At 56.5% G+C, this 16,111-nt stretch carries 17 protein-coding genes and 1 other RNA gene; 6 read left to right on the forward strand and 12 right to left on the reverse strand.

The genetic code is table 11. The features are described 5' to 3' along the window. Positions 1-7: 7 nt before the first annotated feature. Positions 8-1,585, forward strand: a complete 1,578-nt coding sequence (locus ACW14G_RS03970) for an EAL domain-containing protein (RefSeq protein WP_167576477.1) — start codon at positions 8-10, stop codon at positions 1,583-1,585. Here the strand turns inward: ACW14G_RS03970 and ACW14G_RS03975 are convergent. Continuing rightward, positions 1,566-1,838, reverse strand: a complete 273-nt coding sequence (locus ACW14G_RS03975) for a metal/formaldehyde-sensitive transcriptional repressor (RefSeq protein WP_065356860.1) — start codon at positions 1,836-1,838, stop codon at positions 1,566-1,568. The genes ACW14G_RS03970 and ACW14G_RS03975 overlap by 20 nt on opposite strands. 135 nt (positions 1,839-1,973) lie before the next feature. On the opposite strand from ACW14G_RS03975, the gene ACW14G_RS03980 reads away from it, so the two are divergent. After that, a complete protein-coding gene (locus ACW14G_RS03980) occupies positions 1,974-2,813 on the forward strand; it encodes a nickel/cobalt efflux protein RcnA (protein WP_419057379.1) in 840 nt (279 codons plus the stop codon). Between the two features lie 11 nt (positions 2,814-2,824). On the opposite strand, the gene yczE is transcribed toward ACW14G_RS03980, so the two are convergent. After that, a complete protein-coding gene (gene yczE, locus ACW14G_RS03985) occupies positions 2,825-3,439 on the reverse strand; it encodes a membrane protein YczE (RefSeq protein WP_163445940.1) in 615 nt (204 codons plus the stop codon). A gap of 87 nt (positions 3,440-3,526) precedes the next feature. Here yczE and yczR point away from each other — a divergent pair, with 87 nt between their 5' ends. Further along, complete coding sequence (gene yczR / locus ACW14G_RS03990) at positions 3,527-4,954, forward strand: MocR-like transcription factor YczR (RefSeq protein ID WP_249023354.1); 1,428 nt, start codon at positions 3,527-3,529, stop codon at positions 4,952-4,954. 90 nt (positions 4,955-5,044) lie between these two features. On the opposite strand, the gene ACW14G_RS03995 is transcribed toward yczR, so the two are convergent. The 3 genes from ACW14G_RS03995 to ffs all read right to left on the reverse strand — a co-directional run bounded on the left by ACW14G_RS03995 (position 5,045) and on the right by ffs (position 5,909). Beyond that, on the reverse strand, positions 5,045-5,260 hold the full coding sequence (locus ACW14G_RS03995; protein WP_065356864.1) for a hypothetical protein: 216 nt from the start codon (positions 5,258-5,260) through the stop codon (positions 5,045-5,047). Beyond that, positions 5,257-5,505, reverse strand: coding sequence for a hypothetical protein (locus ACW14G_RS04000; RefSeq protein ID WP_249022213.1), 249 nt, complete (start codon positions 5,503-5,505; stop codon positions 5,257-5,259). Before ACW14G_RS04000 ends, ACW14G_RS03995 begins: the two co-directional genes overlap by 4 nt. A 307-nt stretch (positions 5,506-5,812) precedes the next feature. Next, positions 5,813-5,909: signal recognition particle sRNA small type (gene ffs, locus ACW14G_RS04005), an RNA gene on the reverse strand. A 165-nt stretch (positions 5,910-6,074) separates the two neighbouring features. Between ffs and ACW14G_RS04010 the strand changes: the two genes are divergently transcribed. Then, entirely contained in the window at positions 6,075-6,386 is a 312-nt protein-coding gene (locus tag ACW14G_RS04010) for an MGMT family protein (protein WP_065356865.1), read from the forward strand. A gap of 77 nt (positions 6,387-6,463) precedes the next feature. On the opposite strand, the gene ACW14G_RS04015 is transcribed toward ACW14G_RS04010, so the two are convergent. Continuing rightward, positions 6,464-6,964 (reverse strand): YbaY family lipoprotein, encoded by a 501-nt coding sequence (locus tag ACW14G_RS04015; RefSeq protein ID WP_163445938.1) that lies wholly within the window; start codon positions 6,962-6,964, stop codon positions 6,464-6,466. A gap of 218 nt (positions 6,965-7,182) precedes the next feature. On the opposite strand from ACW14G_RS04015, the gene tesB reads away from it, so the two are divergent. Next, a complete protein-coding gene (tesB, locus tag ACW14G_RS04020; RefSeq protein ID WP_065356867.1) occupies positions 7,183-8,043 on the forward strand; it encodes an acyl-CoA thioesterase II in 861 nt (286 codons plus the stop codon). Between the two features lie 139 nt (positions 8,044-8,182). Here the strand turns inward: tesB and amtB are convergent, their stop codons facing one another. From amtB to ACW14G_RS04045, 5 genes are all read right to left on the reverse strand, one after another. Next, positions 8,183-9,469 carry an ammonium transporter AmtB gene (gene amtB / locus ACW14G_RS04025; RefSeq protein ID WP_064548126.1) on the reverse strand — a complete coding sequence of 429 codons (1,287 nt, stop codon included), beginning with the start codon at positions 9,467-9,469 and terminating at the stop codon, positions 8,183-8,185. Positions 9,470-9,502: 33 nt separating this feature from the next. Beyond that, entirely contained in the window at positions 9,503-9,841 is a 339-nt protein-coding gene (gene glnK / locus ACW14G_RS04030; protein WP_004858743.1) for a P-II family nitrogen regulator, read from the reverse strand. A 208-nt stretch (positions 9,842-10,049) separates the two neighbouring features. Beyond that, on the reverse strand, positions 10,050-11,828 hold the full coding sequence (locus tag ACW14G_RS04035; RefSeq protein ID WP_249022214.1) for a SmdB family multidrug efflux ABC transporter permease/ATP-binding protein: 1,779 nt from the start codon (positions 11,826-11,828) through the stop codon (positions 10,050-10,052). Next, complete coding sequence (locus ACW14G_RS04040) at positions 11,821-13,596, reverse strand: SmdA family multidrug ABC transporter permease/ATP-binding protein (protein ID WP_163445936.1); 1,776 nt, start codon at positions 13,594-13,596, stop codon at positions 11,821-11,823. Before ACW14G_RS04040 ends, ACW14G_RS04035 begins: the two co-directional genes overlap by 8 nt. Before the next feature lie 23 nt (positions 13,597-13,619). Further along, complete coding sequence (locus ACW14G_RS04045; protein WP_065356870.1) at positions 13,620-14,078, reverse strand: Lrp/AsnC family transcriptional regulator; 459 nt, start codon at positions 14,076-14,078, stop codon at positions 13,620-13,622. Between the two features lie 113 nt (positions 14,079-14,191). Here ACW14G_RS04045 and ACW14G_RS04050 point away from each other — a divergent pair, with 113 nt between their 5' ends. Continuing rightward, the gene (locus ACW14G_RS04050) at positions 14,192-15,244 is read left to right on the forward strand and encodes a PLP-dependent cysteine synthase family protein (protein ID WP_249023355.1); all 1,053 of its coding nucleotides are present in this window, start codon (positions 14,192-14,194) and stop codon (positions 15,242-15,244) included. Between the two features lie 45 nt (positions 15,245-15,289). Here the strand turns inward: ACW14G_RS04050 and cof are convergent, their stop codons facing one another. After that, positions 15,290-16,108, reverse strand: a complete 819-nt coding sequence (gene cof / locus ACW14G_RS04055) for an HMP-PP phosphatase (RefSeq protein ID WP_167576481.1) — start codon at positions 16,106-16,108, stop codon at positions 15,290-15,292. Positions 16,109-16,111: the final 3 nt, after the last annotated feature.

Here is a 16,111-nt window from a genome sequence, read left to right on the forward strand (position 1 = left end):
ACTGGTAGTGACAACTCGACATCTGGTCGGTCTGATAACCGGCGTGCTTATTTTGGCCATTTTTTTGCCGATACTGCTGAGTGTCTGGCTCGCCCAACGTGAAGCGCACAATCAGTTTATCGATGAGCAGGAGACCTACGCCTCCCGGGTCTTTATTCGCACCGAACAGGTTATGGAGCAGGCAAAAGGCGCGCTGCGGGAGATGGATTCACTCCAGGTGTCCGGGTGTGACCCGGAACACCTGCAGGCCATGCGCCGTCTCTCCTACTCCTGGCGCTATATCCAGGAAGTGCTGTATCTCGATGGAAATACCGTCCAATGTTCGTCGCTGGAAAGTGACGGCAACGGCTTTACCTTCCCACCGCCGGACCGCATTATCCCCGCGGGCTATCGCGCCTGGTACACCGAGAGAAACGATCTGGGTATTCAGCGTTATATGGCGGCTTTCGCCTCCGAACACCATATGGTGATTATCGACCCTATCTCGTTTATTGACGTCATTCCGTTTACCAACTCAACCACCCAGGTCGCGCTGATCAGCACCCATAACAACCGCGTCCTCGCCAGCAGCGCGCCGCTCGACCAACAGGCATGGCAACGTATCAAGCAGGAGCATCTGTCATCGCTGACCAGCAACAACGTGGTCTACACCGTGCGTCAGTTCCCTGATATACAGGTCACGATCATGACCTGGTCGTCCACCCTCCCGCTGTCGACGCGTTTACGGCATCAGCTGATGATTTGGGTACCGGCGGGCATGGTCATCAGCCTGCTTGCCTGCTGGCTGATTCTGCGGGTGCTAAAACGTCTGCAATCACCAAAACAACGAATGCAGGATGCGTTAAACAACGCTGATATTTCCGTTTACTATCAGCCGATTGTGTCGCTAAGCGACGGTAAAGTGGTGGGCTGTGAAGCGCTCGCACGCTGGAAACAACCGGACGGCACTTATCTCTCGCCGGAGATCTTTATTCCACTTGCAGAACAATGCGGGCTCATTACCGCGCTGACCGAAAGCGTCGTCAAAACGGTCTTCCACGATCTGGGTAAATGGCTAAGTCTGCATCCTGAACTGCACGTGTCGATTAATCTCTCAGTCGCTGATTTTCAATCGGTGGTGCTGCAAACTCTGCTACACCAGCAACTGCGAATCTGGCAGGTGCAGCCGCAGCAGGTAGCGCTGGAGTTGACCGAACGCGGCTTTGCCGACCCGAAAACCACGCTGCCGGCGCTTAACGCCTACCGCGAGGCGGGACACGCAATCTATATCGATGACTTTGGTACCGGTTATTCCAGCCTGCGCTATCTCCAGGATCTGGAAGTCGATACCTTAAAGCTGGACAAATCCTTCGTTGACGCGCTGGAGTACGCACAGGTGACGCCCTACATCATCGAGATGGCGAAAACGCTACAGCTGAATATCGTGGCGGAAGGCATTGAAACCACCTGCCAGGAGGCATGGCTGCACGAGCATGGCGTCCAGTTCGGACAAGGCTGGCTCTATAGCAAAGCCTTACCGAAAGAGGCCTTTATTCTCTGGGCGGAGAACAACCTCAGGACGCACGCTACTTCAGATAAGACTTAATCACCTGCATCACCACATCGAGATCGGCCTCACGCTGCGTCTCTTCGGGCTCTTTCACCACGTGATCGGTGAGATGGCCCTGAATCACCTGCATCATCATGCCGTTTACCGCCCCACGAATCGCCGCCAGTTGCTGTAGCACTTCGGCACATTCGTGGTCTCGGTTGAGCATTTTTTCCAGCGCGGCACTCTGCCCCTGAATTTTCTTCAGGCGCGTCAATAACATCTTCTTGTGGCGAACGGTATGTGACATAGCGGGATCCTTTCTTAACTCCTGCGCAAGCATACCACGGGCGCTCTTCACTGGGCATTTTTATACTTGGGGGTAGTATATAACTACTGGGTGGGAGTATAGTGCATGCACTTTTTTGCAAGGAGCCTGCCGACAATGACCGACTTCACCACACTCTTACAACAAGGCAATGCCTGGTTCTTTATCCCCGGCGCAATTCTGCTTGGCGCGCTGCATGGACTGGAGCCGGGGCATTCAAAAACGATGATGGCGGCCTTTATCGTTGCCATTCGAGGGACGCTGAAACAGGCGGTTCTATTAGGGCTGGCGGCGACGCTGTCGCACACGGTGGTCGTGTGGATCATCGCAATGGCAGGCATGTGGTTTGGCCGCGGCTGGGACGCGCAAACCGCCGAGCCCTGGTTTCAGCTGCTTTCCGGGATAATCATTATTGCCATCGCGTTGTGGATGCTGTGGCGCACCTGGCGTGAGTCACACGGCGCGCACGATCATCACCATCATGACCATGAACATCACCATCATGACCACGCTCACCACCACCACGATCATGATCATCATGCCCCTCATCACCCTCACGCAAATCTGGTCGATGCCGACTGGCAGGATGCGCATCAGCGCGCGCATGCCGAAGAGATCAATCGTCGCTTTAAAGGACAGGACGTCACCACCGGGCAAATCGTGATGTTTGGCCTTACCGGCGGGCTAATCCCCTGCCCGGCGTCAATCACCATTCTGCTGATCTGTCTGCAACTCAAGCACGTTGCGCTGGGCGCCACGCTGGTATTGAGCTTCAGCGTCGGGCTGGCGCTGACGCTGGTGGCTTCCGGCGCGATTGCCGCCATCGGCCTCAAGCACGTCAGCAAACGCTGGAGCGGGTTTGGCGAACTGTCGCGTAAAGCGCCGTGGTTTTCCGGCGCACTGATTATTGTGGTGGGGATCTACATGATGGGGCACGGCATCAGCGCGCTGGCGTGATGCCGTTTTGTTCAGGAGAGCGGCTCGGCCTTCATCGGCGCGGGCGGCGCTGCGCGGGGTAGCTGGAACCACGGCAGGCAAATCTGGATCAACGGGCCAATCGCCAACGCGTACAGTACGGTCCCGATGCCAAACGCGCCGCCCAGCACGATGCCAATCAACAGCACCGAGATTTCGATAGTGGTACGAATCCGCCGGATCGGCCAGCCGGTCCGGGCGTGAATACCGGTCATCAGCCCATCGCGCGGACCTGCGCCAAACCCTGCGCCGATGTACATCCCGGTGGCCAGCGCATTCAGCAGGACCGCCAGCAGCAACAGCACGGCACGTAACCAGAGTGATTCCAGCGGCGGCATCAGCGACAGCGTCGCGTCTGCCGCCAGCCCGAGCACAATCACGTTACTGATGGTGCCAAGCCCCGGACGCTGACGCAGCGGGATCCACAGCAACAGTACCGCCGCACCGGTGAGAATCATCACCATGCCAATATCCATCGATGCCAGTCCGGCAACGCCGAGATGAAAAACGTTCCATGGGTCGGCTCCCAGGTTGGCGCGCACGTAAACGGCAGTCGAGACGCCGTAAAGTATTAATCCGATATAAAGCTGAATCAGTCGGCGTAACATAAATACCTCTGCCTGTCGTATTGATGCTTTCATCATCGACAAAAATGGCATTATGATTAATGACCAGTTTTTAAAAAGTGGACTGCTCTGATGCGCCGACGTTCCGCCACCCAATCATTAGTTCGCCTGCTCGGTCAGTGGCAGGAAAGCCCCTCTTCCACGCCGCTCTGGCACCAGCTGACCGATGCGCTGCGGTTGCTGATTCTTGATGGCCGACTGCCGCTGGATACCCGTCTGCCTGGCGAGCGCGAATTTGCCAGCGCACTTGGCGTTAGCCGTACGACCATTGCCAGCGCGCTGGCGCAGTTGCGTGATGAGGGTTACGTACAGAGCCGTCAGGGCAGTGGCTCGACGGTGAGACTAGCTGGTGAAAACCGCCCGTCCACGCCACGCTTAAATACCGCCCAAACGCTGAATCTCTCTACCGCCGCGCTGGCGGCAGGGGCAGAAATTCACCAGGCCTATAGCCACGCGCTATCGATGCTGCCGGAGTACCTTGCTACGACAGGCTACGATCAGCATGGCCTGCCCGTGTTACGCGAGGCGATTGCCCAACGCTACACCGCTCGCGGTCTGGCTACTCATGCCGATGAAATTATGCTGGTGAACGGGGCGGTCAGCGGGCTGGCGCTGATTCTGCGCTATCTGACCGGGCCGGGCGATCGGGTGGTGGTGGAAACACCCACCTATCCGCTGGCGATTTCCGCCATTGAGGGAGCTTCCTGCCGTCCGGTGGCTCTGCCGCTGCCGGACCGGGGATGGGATACCGATGGGCTGGCGGCGATCATTGCCCAGACGGCCCCGCGCCTGGCGTATCTGATGCCCGATTTTCAAAACCCCACCGGGCAATGCATGGATCGCGCCACGCGGCAGACCGTCGCCGATCTGGCGGCCCGCACCTGCACGACGCTGGTCGTGGACGAAACCATGGTCGATTTATGGTACAACGCGCCGCCGCCGCCTCCACTGGCGGCCTTTAACCGCGAGGCGCCGATTATTAGCGTGGGTTCAACCGGCAAAAGCTTTTGGGGCGGATTACGACTGGGCTGGATCCGCGCATCGTCACAAACCATTGCCGCGTTGGTTCAAACCCGGGATACCCTGGATTTAGGTTCGCCGCTGCTGGAACAGCTGGCCACCTGCTGGTTACTGGAAAACGAAAGTACTCTGCTGCCCGCAAGACGTCATCAGCTGAAAGCCCGTCGCGACATGTGTGCCTCGCTGATGCAGGAGTATTTCCCACAGTGGAAATTCAGGATGCCGGAGGGCGGACTGTCGTTTTGGGTTGAACTACCGGAAATGATGGCGACACGTTTTGCCGCGCGCGCGGAAGGCAGCGGAATTCATATTGGCGTGGGGACGCGTTTTGGTCTGGCCGGAAGCGGCGAGCGAAATTTACGTCTTCCCTTCACCCTGGATGATGAAACGCTGCGTCGCGCGTTCACTACGTTGCAGCCAATATGGGCAACGTTAGCAGGCCAGTCCGGGGGAAATAAGATGCGAAAAATAATCTAACCGTGCGCATACCTATCTCGCCACCCAATAACGAAACCGGCCTGGCGCTGATATATTCTTTAAAAAGATAACGCCAAATAAAAGAATATATTAGTGCTGCGGAGGAATCGGAAAGCCTTTCAGTGAAATAACGAAAGATTCGCCCTCTTTCTTAATTTTTGCCCCGGTATCACACCAGTCAGAGGCGATACGAAAGAATTCATCGCTGCCGACGTTCCAGTTAAGAAGAACATGCTTGACGTAGCCCGAGCGTAACAGAGCGCAGGCTTCACTATAGTTACACGCTATTGTCGGTTGCTGTTTCATTTTCTCTTCTTCAGTAATTTACGTAATGCTTTGATTTCTTTAGGTGTAAAGGGGGCGACATCCTCTTCCGTATGCTGGCTATCGATGTCGTCTTCACATACACCCGCCTCTTCTTCCGCCGTAAAGCCCGACAACAGTAGCTTCTCCGCCGCGGCCCCTAAAGTCAGGCCATTGGCCTCAGCATAGTGACGAAGTTTCTCTTTAACGGTCTCATCAATTTTTACGTTCAGCACTGCAATTGTCATGTTTACCTTCCCGTAGCAACGCGTCATCCCGAACGCGTGTGTTAACCACTGAAAAATGGTTTTGTGTATTATTTCTGTAATAACTAATACATGAACTCAACAACACATTCCACAAATATATTTTTAACACAACAGGCAATATAAATACCCAATATTAATTTAAATACAATTTATGACACGTACATGACAGTATTATTACAAATAAATGAAGCTTAATTGACGCGCAGGCGAGAATAACCTTAATAAATAAAGGGATTAATAACGTTACGGAGAATGAAAAAGAAGAGGAAATACAAATGGGTGGGGGCCCTGCCAGCTACATCCCGGCACACGCGTCATCTGCCTTGGCTGCTTCCTTCCGGACCTGACCTGGTAAACAGAGTAGCGTTGCGGGAGAACCAACAGAGCCCCCATTGAGAGCGTTGTTACCCAACGCGCTGGCGCATTATCCCTGCTGAAGCAGGCAATTGCAAGCTATCCGCTTCTACCTGCTGGATTCTTGCGCAATCCTCCCTTCACACGGGACATCAGGCTGATTATGCTAAAGGTTCTGCCTTCAGGAACTGACTATGGATGCTTTAGATTCTTTCCCCCAACGCGTTTGGCAAATCGTCGCCTCCATTCCGGAAGGGTATGTGACGACCTACGGCGATGTCGCCCGGCTGGCTGGTTCCCCGCGCGCCGCGCGGCAGGTAGGCGGCGTGCTCAAACGCCTGCCGGAAGGCTCAACGCTGCCGTGGTACCGGGTGGTAAACCGTCACGGCGCAATATCGCTTACCGGGCCGGATCTTCAACGCCAGCGTCAGGCGCTGCTGGCTGAAGGGGTGCAGGTATCGGGGAGCGGACAAATTGATATGCAGAAGTATCGTTGGCGATATTGAGATTCTGGCGTCACAGCACCGAAGTCGTCAGTCTGCGGCGAACAAAAAAATGCCCTCTCGCTGGAGGGCATTTTCATTTACGGCACCTGAACCGGCGCGGTGTCCTGCACCGGTACCGCGGTTTGCTGTACCGGAACCAGGGTCACATCGGCCTTGGTACCGCCGTGGTTGATGACTTCCTGGATAGTATCGGTAATAAACAGCAGCTTACCGTCGAGGGTCACCGCCGCGCTTAACAGGATGCGGGCGTTAGGCTGAATATCTGCCGGGTTATACGGCAGCACAAAGCTAAACGGCGCCTGCTTACCTTCAGTACGGGTCACTTTCTGCGACAGCACTTTTGCCGGCGCATCGGCCAGGGAAGCATCCGACAGCGTGACCGTCAGCACCGCTTCCGGCGGCAGCGCCACTTTCTGGCGAATCCACACGTTACCAGAGACGGTCGGGCCGGTAATGGCCTCAGCTTGAGTTGCTGCTTGCGGCGCAGGCGTCTGATTCTGACTTTGCTGGTGAGTCTGGGCACAGCCCGCGAGGGTCAGCGCAATCGCCAGACCGCTTAAGATCGGCACGAGTTTCATTAGCATTCTCCTTTTCGCTCACTCAAATTAAGGCTGTTTTCTCAATTGAGTGACATCGCCTTAACAACTTTTACCGCTCAAGTGTGGCACATATTTCACATTAATGCCTGCAAATGCCCCATTATTCAGATAATTGAACCCATCGGACCACTGGCGAAACTGCGTTATAATGGAAACATTCACCTGACGCTGTGACAGTAAAAATATAGAGGGTATCAATGAGCCAGGCGCTATCGAATCTGCTGACATTATTAAATCTGGAAAAAATTGAAGAAGGTCTGTTCCGCGGCCAGAGTGAAGATCTTGGCCTCCGTCAGGTCTTTGGCGGGCAGGTTGTTGGCCAGGCGCTGTATGCCGCGAAAGAAACGGTCCCGACCGATCGACTGGTACACTCGTTCCACAGCTACTTCCTGCGCCCGGGCGACAGCCAAAAACCGATCGTTTACGACGTCGAAGTGTTGCGCGACGGCAACAGTTTTAGCGCCCGCCGCGTCGCGGCCATTCAGCACGGTAAACCGATCTTTTATATGACTGCCTCTTTCCAGGCGCCGGAACCGGGCTACGAGCATCAGAAAAGCATGCCAGCCGCGCCATCGCCGGACGGTCTACCTTCTGAAACCGACATCGCCCGCTCGCTGGCGCATCTGCTGCCGCCGCAGGCCAAAGAGAAGTTTCTCTGCGATAAGCCGCTGGAAATTCGCCCGGTTGAGTTCCACAACCCGCTGAAGGGGCACGTCGCTGAACCGCGCCGCCAGGTATGGATGCGCGCTAACGGCGCGGTGCCGGATGATTTGCACATCCACCAGTATCTGCTCGGCTATGCCTCGGACTTTAACTTCCTGCCGGTGGCACTGCAGCCGCACGGCGTTGGCTTCCTTGAGCCAGGCATGCAGGTGGCGACCATCGACCATTCGATGTGGTTCCACCGTCCGTTCAACATGAACGAATGGCTGCTCTACAGCGTGGAAAGCACCTCGGCCTCCAGCGCGCGCGGTTTTGTGCGCGGCGAATTCTATACTCAGGATGGCGTGCTGGTCGCCTCGACGGTGCAGGAAGGCGTCATGCGTAACCGCAACTAATGCGCTTCACGCACAAAAAAGCCTCCCAAAGGGAGGCTTTTTTGGCTTTGGAGATAACTCATGATCCGTCGAATGAGGCGCAAACGTCAGTGTCGGCGGATTCCCGGCTTCGCAATGCTCGGCCGGGTGACAGGCGTTATCAGGCGTTGTAGGCGTTTTCGCCGTGGCTGTTGACGTCCAGACCTTCACGCTCCTGTTCTTCCGGCACGCGCAGACCCACCGTCAGATCCGCCACTTTATAACCGATGAAGGCCACAACGCCGGACCAAACGATAGTGATGGCGATACTTTCTAACTGCACCAGCACCTGATGGCTCATGGTGACGCCTTCAGCGTACCCCACACCGCCCAGCGCAGTTGAAGCAAAGATACCGGTCAGAATACAGCCGATGATGCCGCACACCCCGTGGACACCGAACACGTCGCAGGGGTCATCCACACGCAGCCAGCGTTTCAGGGAAGTCACGCCCCACAGACCGGCCAGACCCACCACAATACCCAGAATCAGCGCACCGCCGACACCAATATAACCGCATGCCGGAGTGATACCCACCAGCCCTGCAATTGCACCGGAACAGGCCCCCAACAGCGAAGGTTTGCCGCGCAGCGCCCACTCGCCGAAGACCCAGCCGAGGATAGCGGCGGCAGTCGCGACGACGGTGTTCACAAAGGCCAGACCGGCAATTTCATTCGCCGCGCTGGCGGAACCGGCGTTGAAGCCGAACCAGCCAAAATAGAGGATCGCCGTGCCAATAAACACCATCGGCAGGTTGTGCGGTTTGAAGGCTTCTTTACCAAAGCCTACGCGTTTACCAATCAGGTACGCGCCCACCAGACCGGCTACCGCCGCGTTAATGTGCACCACCGTGCCGCCCGCAAAGTCCAGCGCGCCGTGGCTCGCCAGCAGACCACCGCCCCACACCATATGGGCGATCGGGATGTAGGAAAGCGTCAGCCAAATCACCACGAAAATCAGCACCGCAGAGAAACGAATACGTTCCGCCAGCGCGCCGACAATCAGCCCCACGGTGATGCAGGCGAAGGAGCCCTGGAACGCCACGTGGATGTACTGATAGAAGGAGCCCATCAGATCGGTGATTTTAATATTTTTCAACATGATCCAGTCGAAGCTACCGAAGAAGCTGCCGCCAGTGCCGAAGGCCAGCGAGTAGCCGTAAACCACCCACAGTACGCACACCAGCGCGAAGGTGACCGCGACCTGCGTCAGCATCGAGAGCACGTTCTTACCGCGAATCAGACCGCCGTAGAACAATGCAATGCCCGGAATGGTCATAAACAGCACCAGCGCGGTACAAATCATCATAAAGGCGTTATCCGCTTTATCCACCGCCGCCGGTGCCGCCATCGCCAGACCCGGCAACAGCGCCAGCGCGCTCAACCCCGTTTTTACCATTGTTTTTTTCATCATCTCAATCCCTATCACTGTGCTGTCTGGGAATTACAGCGCCGCTTCGTCGGCTTCGCCGGTACGAATACGGATTACGCGCTGCAGTTCGGCGACAAAAATCTTACCGTCGCCAATTTTTCCGGTATAAGCGGCTTTACTGATGACGTCGACGACTTCATCGAGCTGATCGTCGGCGATAGCCACATCAATCTTTACCTTCGGCAGGAAGTTGACGCTGTATTCCGCACCGCGGTAAAGCTCTGCATGACCTTTCTGGCGACCAAAGCCTTTCACTTCCGTCACCGTTAAGCCCTGAATGCCAATAGAAGACAGCGCTTCGCGAACGTCTTCGAGTTTGAATGGTTTGATTACCACGGTAACCAGCTTCATAGATCCCCTCCAGTCAGAATTCGGTAGTGGCTGCGAACACACAACAGATAAAGCAAGGGGCGTGCCAGAAATGAAAAAACGGCATTCATGCGGGATAATCAGGGATGGTGTGCGGGAAATCGTGGGACAAAAAAGAAAAACGCACCATGCGAGTGCATGATGCGCGTCACAAATGCATTCTGTTAGAAAAATGCCTGTCTCTGGTGCATCAGGCGGTCAAAGCATCGTCCTGAGCGCTGGCGGCCAGTTCTTCTCCGGCCAACTGCAGTTGATACATCTGCCAGTAACGCCCTTTTGCTTCAAGCAGTTGCTGATGCGTCCCCTGCTCTACCGCCTGCCCACGATGAAGCACCATGATGGTGTCCGCTTCGACGATAGTCGATAAACGGTGAGCAATCACCACCAGCGTGGTGTGTTGACGCACGGCGGCCAGCGCCTGCTGGATAGCGCGCTCGGTACCGGAGTCGATATTGGCGGTCGCTTCGTCGAGAATCAGCACCTGCGGGGTATCAACCAACACGCGAGCCAGCGCGAGCAGCTGTTTCTGCCCAACCGAGAGGTTATTGCCCTGCTCGCCAAGATGGGTATAGATACCGTCGCTCATGCTGCGCGCCAGCTCCGCCAGTTGCACCGTTTCCAGCACCTGCCAGACCTGCGCCTCACTGATATCACGCCCCAGCGTGACGTTGGCAAAGAACGAATCCGCCAGCACCACCGGATCCTGCTGCACCACGGCGATCCCCTGGCGCAGCACCTGATGACTCAGGCTCGACAATGGACGACCGCCGAGGCGAATCTCCCCTGCGTTCGGCGGATAATAGCCCATCAGCAGGCTGGCCAGCGTACTCTTGCCGCTGCCAGTATGCCCGACCAGCGCCACAAAGCTCCGCGCCGGAATCGACAGCGAGATATTTTGCAGCACCATTTTGTCGCCACGGTAGGCAAACGACACGTTATCAATATCAATGTCACCGTTGGCTAACGGCGCAATATCCTCGCCGTACTGCTGGCGCGGACGATCCATTAGCTCAAAGACGCGCTCCCCGGCGACCACCGCCTGTTGCAGCATTGACTGCTGGGTGGTGAGCTCAATCAACGGTTCGTTCAGACGCCCCAGGTAGCTAATAAAGGCGTACAGCACCCCCACCTCAATCGTTCCCTGCGCGCTAAAGCCGAACAACATCAGTAGCCCACAGAGGATCAGCGAGGAAAACAGGCTCAGCAGCGGGCGCAGCAGGAAGCCGTCCAGCCGCAGGGTTTGCATACGCGCCATATAGTGTGAACGGCTGACCTCGCCAATACGCTCGCCAAAGCGCACCTGCTGGCGAAACTGCTGGATCACACTCATGCCGTTGATCACTTCGTTAAAACCATCGTTGATGTCGGCAAGATACGCACGCACGCGGCGTACAATCGGCGTGCTGTAACGCTGATAAATCACCATCACCGTCATGACCGCCGGGAAAATGACAATCGCTACCAGCGCCATGCGCCAGTCGAGGCTGAACATGGCGACCAGCATGGCGCCAATCAGCGCCGCGCTGCGCAGTACCGTAGCCACCACGGTCACGTAAAGGTCACGAATCACTTCGGTATCGTTGGTTACCCGCGAAATAAGCTGACCAACCGGCTGGGTATCAAATTCGCTTAGCGGCTGGCGCAGCGCGGCATCCATCACGTCGGTTCGCAGCTGTTGCACCACGCCGACCGCCGCGCGGTTAAACAGCAGCGACTGGCTATAGTGCAGCGTCGCGGCCAGCAGTTGCAGGCCAATATAGGCCGCCGCAAGACCAGCCACTTTCCCCCACGGCAAAATGTCTTTCGCCACCATATTATCGATAAAATAGCTGATCAGCAGCGGCCCGCTCACTTCAGCGGCAGCCGCCACCCACAACATCGCCACGGCAATCGACAGCGGCTTACGCCACGGCGAGCCGTAGGCCAGCAGCCGTTTTAAGGTTGGCCACAGTTGCCCGAAACTACGCATTCACTTCCTCCGGTTTCTCTTCTTCCGGCGCGTCGTTCAGCGCGGCTTCCAGCTGTTGATAACGGTACATATCACGATACCAGCCCGCCTGCGCCGCCAGCTGTTCATGCTGCCCGTGCTGGGCAATATGCCCATGCTGCATCACGATGATCTCGCTGGCGTCAGTCAGCGCCGATAAGCGATGGGCGCTGATAATGACTGTCCGCCCTTCGCCCCACTGACGCAGGTTATGCAATATTTGATGCTCAGTACGGCCATCAACCGCCGACAGCGCGTCGTCGAGAATCAGGATTTCAGCGTCCAGCAGCAGCGCGCGAGCAATCGAAATGCGCTGTTTTTGCCCGCCGGAGAGCATCACGCCACGCTCGCCCACTTCGGTGTCGTAACCCTGTGGCAGACGCAGAATATCTTCATGCACGCAGGCCAGCTTCGCCGCGCGTTCAATTTCTTCCTGCGTGGCGCTCGGACAGCCCAATGCGATATTGCTGGCCACCGTATCGGAAAACAGGAACGGCGTCTGGCTGACGACCGCCAGACGGCTGCGCCAGGCATCGAGCTGAAGCTGGCGTAGAGGAATATCGTGGAAACGGATCTCACCGTCATCTACGTCGAAGTGGCGCTGAATCAGCGCCAGAATAGTCGATTTTCCAGAGCCGGTCGGCCCGCAGATGCCCAGCATTTGCCCCGGTTTCAGCGTGACGTTAACCTCCTCAAGGGTCGGCTTGTCGGTTTGCGGGTAGCTAAAGCGGTGTATCGCCAGCGCGAGCGTACCGCGCCCTTCCGGCACCGGCTGGACGCCATCGTTCACCACCGGCGCTTCCGCCAGCAAAGTGCGAATGCGGCTATAGGCTGCGCTGCCGCGCTCGACGATATTGAACATCCACGCCAGCGCCAGCATCGGCCAAATCATCAACCCAAGGTACATCATAAAACTGGTCAACTGGCCGAGCGTCAAATCGCCCTGCATCACCATCCAGCTACCGCCGGCAATCGCCAGCAGGTTCGCCATGCCGATAGCAATATAAATCGTCGGGTCAAAGCGCGCGTCGATACGCGCGACGCGCATGTTTTTCACCCCGGTGTCCGCCGCGTCGGCGGCAAACTGCGCAGACTGCCGGTCTTCAAGGCCGAAGGCTTTGATCATGCGAATGCTGGTCAGGCTTTCCTGGGTGCGATCGTTAAGGCTGGAGAACGCCGCCTGCGCCACTTTGAAGCGCTCGTGCAGCAGATCGCCGTAGCGATGGATAACCAGCGCCATAATCGGCATTGGCACCAGCGCTAATAATGTCAGCTGCCAGCTGAGCTGGGTGGACATCACGATCAGCACCGCGCAGCCCATCACCAGCGAGTCCACCAGCGTCAGCACGCCTTCCCCGGCGGCGAAGACCACGCGGTCAACATCGTTGGTGGCCCGCGCCATCAGGTCGCCGGTACGGTGGCGCAGATAGAATTCCGGATGCTGGCGGCTGAGCTGACGATAGAAATCTTCACGCAGTTCGACGGCCAACTGGTAGGATGCGCCAAACAGCAGCACGCGCCAGACGTAGCGCAGCAGATAGACCACCACGGCAATCAGAACCATAGTGCCAATCCACATCATCAGCTTACCGGCGGTGAAGTGGTGTTGCGTCACGCCATCAACCACGATCCCCACGACTTTTGGCGGAATCAGTTGGAGAATGGCAATGATAATTAGCAGGGCCACGGCGCCGAGATAGCGACGCCATTCCCGACGAAAGTACCAGCTAAGTTGAGCAAATAATCGCACGCAGTAAAATTCCAGAGATAGAGTTATTCGATGGGAAGTGCTGTGGTGTATTTAATCTGTTCCATCGCAAAGCTCGAGGTGACGTCCGACAGTCCGGGAACGCGATTCACCAGGCTTTTGTAAAAATCATCGTAGCGTTTCATGTCCGCAACCTGCACGCGCATCAGGTAATCATACTCCCCGGCCATACGCCAGAAGCCGAGCACCTCAGGCATTTGCGTCACTTCGCTGACAAACAGGCTGTACCAGTCGCTGCTGTGATGCTGGGTTTTAATCAGGACGAACGCCGTCAACCCTAAACCGAGTTTTTCCGGATCCAGCAGCGCCACACGCCCGAGCAGCACGCCGTCATCTTCCAGCCGTTTAAGCCGTTTCCAGCATGGCGTGGTGGTCAGATTAACGGCATCCGCTAACGCCTGCAAAGAGAGCGTGCAGTCATTCTGCAGCAAGGAGAGCAGCTTACGGTCAATTTTATCTAACATTACCTTCACCGAGAGAAAAATTTTCTCTCTTAATTGTATTTTAAAGGTCAGATGGCAACAATTTTTTCTGCCGTTTTCGCTAAGCTGGGCACAAAATGACAAACGGAAAAATGATGATGAATAGCACCTGGGTCAAAAATGCCATTAGCGAAATTAACGCCGATTATCAACGCAGCGCCGATACGCATCTGATTCGTTTGTCGCTGCCCGCTTTCCCCGGTATTCAGCTGTATCTGAAAGATGAAAGCACCCATCCCACCGGCAGCCTGAAGCACCGCCTGGCGCGTTCGCTGTTCCTCTATGGGCTGTGCAACGGCTGGATTCAGGAAGGCACGACGATTATTGAATCCTCTTCCGGTTCCACTGCGGTGTCCGAAGCCTATTTTGCCCGCCTGCTGGGGCTGCCGTTTATTGCGGTCATGCCTGCCTGTACGGCGAAACGCAAAATCGAGCAAATTGAATTCTACGGCGGCCGCTGCCATTTCGTGGAGAGCGCCTGTGAAATCTACGCCGCATCGGAAAAGCTGGCCCGCGAGCTGAACGGCCATTATATGGATCAATTCACCTACGCAGAACGCGCCACCGACTGGCGCGGCAACAATAATATTGCCGACAGCATTTTCCGCCAGATGTCTCACGAACCGAATCCGGTGCCGTCATGGGTGGTGATGAGCGCGGGCACCGGTGGCACCTCCGCCACCATTGGTCGCTACATTCGCTGCCAGGGTTACGACACGAGACTGCTGGTCGTCGATCCAGAAAATTCAGTCTTCCTCGACTACTGGCAGCACCGCGACGCCAGCCTACGCGGCAGCATCGGCAGTAAAATCGAGGGTATTGGCCGCCCGCGCGTCGAACCGTCGTTTATCCCGGACGTCGTCGATGACATGCTGCGCGTGCCGGACGCCGCCAGCGTCGCCACCGCGCAGTGGCTGGAAACCCAGTTGGGCCGCAAAGTGGGCGCTTCCACTGGCACCAATATGTGGGGCGCGCTGCAGCTGGCTGCGCAAATGCGCGCCGAAGGGAAAAGCGGTTCGATCGTCACACTGTTGTGCGACAGCGGCGAGCGCTATCTCGATACCTATTACAATGCCGAATGGGTGGCGACTAACATCGGCGATATCACGCCGTGGCGTCGTGAAATCGAACGGCTGATCGCCCAATAAAAAAAACCCGACATCATCAGATGCCGGGCTTGCTGGTAAGTCTCTCTATTCGGGGGAATAAGGTAGATTTGGTGTATCCAGCCAATGCGTTAAATAGTGGGAAACCGCCTGGTTGTTGCAGTTTCCGATAACCGGCAGATGAGGCAGCGCCGCTTTAAGCTGCCCCATTGCGTTGCCCATGATCACGCCCCGGCCCACCAGCCCCAGCATTTCACGGTCGTTCATGGCATCGCCAAAGGCCATGCACTCTTCCATGCCGACGCCAAGATGGTCGCTCAGCACCTTCAGCGCCGCGCCTTTATTGCTGCCACGCGGCAGCACTTCCAGACAGTCTATCGCTGAAAAACAGATATCGGCGCGATCATCCAGTGCTTCTGTGAGTTGAATACGCAGGCGGCAGAGATCGTCGTGATCGCCACAGAAACAAATTTTGGTCACCTGATGCGCCGGGATCCGCCGCAGATCGCGCAGCTGGTAGGAGAAACCGCTATACACATGCGCCTTGAGTAATTCCGGGATCTCGCGCCCGGTAAACCAGCCGTTATCGTTAAAAACGTGCATGCTGGCTTTGGTATCCCAGTAGGAATGCAGCACCTGCTCGGCGACGTCTGCAGCAAGGTCGCTGCGGTACAGCACTTCGCCCTGTTGGGTATGAATGCGCGTCCCGTTACCGGTAATTAAATATGCGTTCAGCGAAAGCGTGTCGACCAGCGGACGCATCTCCAGCACATGACGTCCGGTAGCAAAAGTCAGCGTAATTTGCCGTTCGCGCAGCCGTTTCAGTACCGCAACGGTTCTCTCGCCTAAACGATGGTCTGGCATCAACAGTGTGCCATCCATATCAAACGCCGCCAGTCTTGCCATGAT

It is taken from the genome of Kluyvera sp., assembly GCF_965301105.1.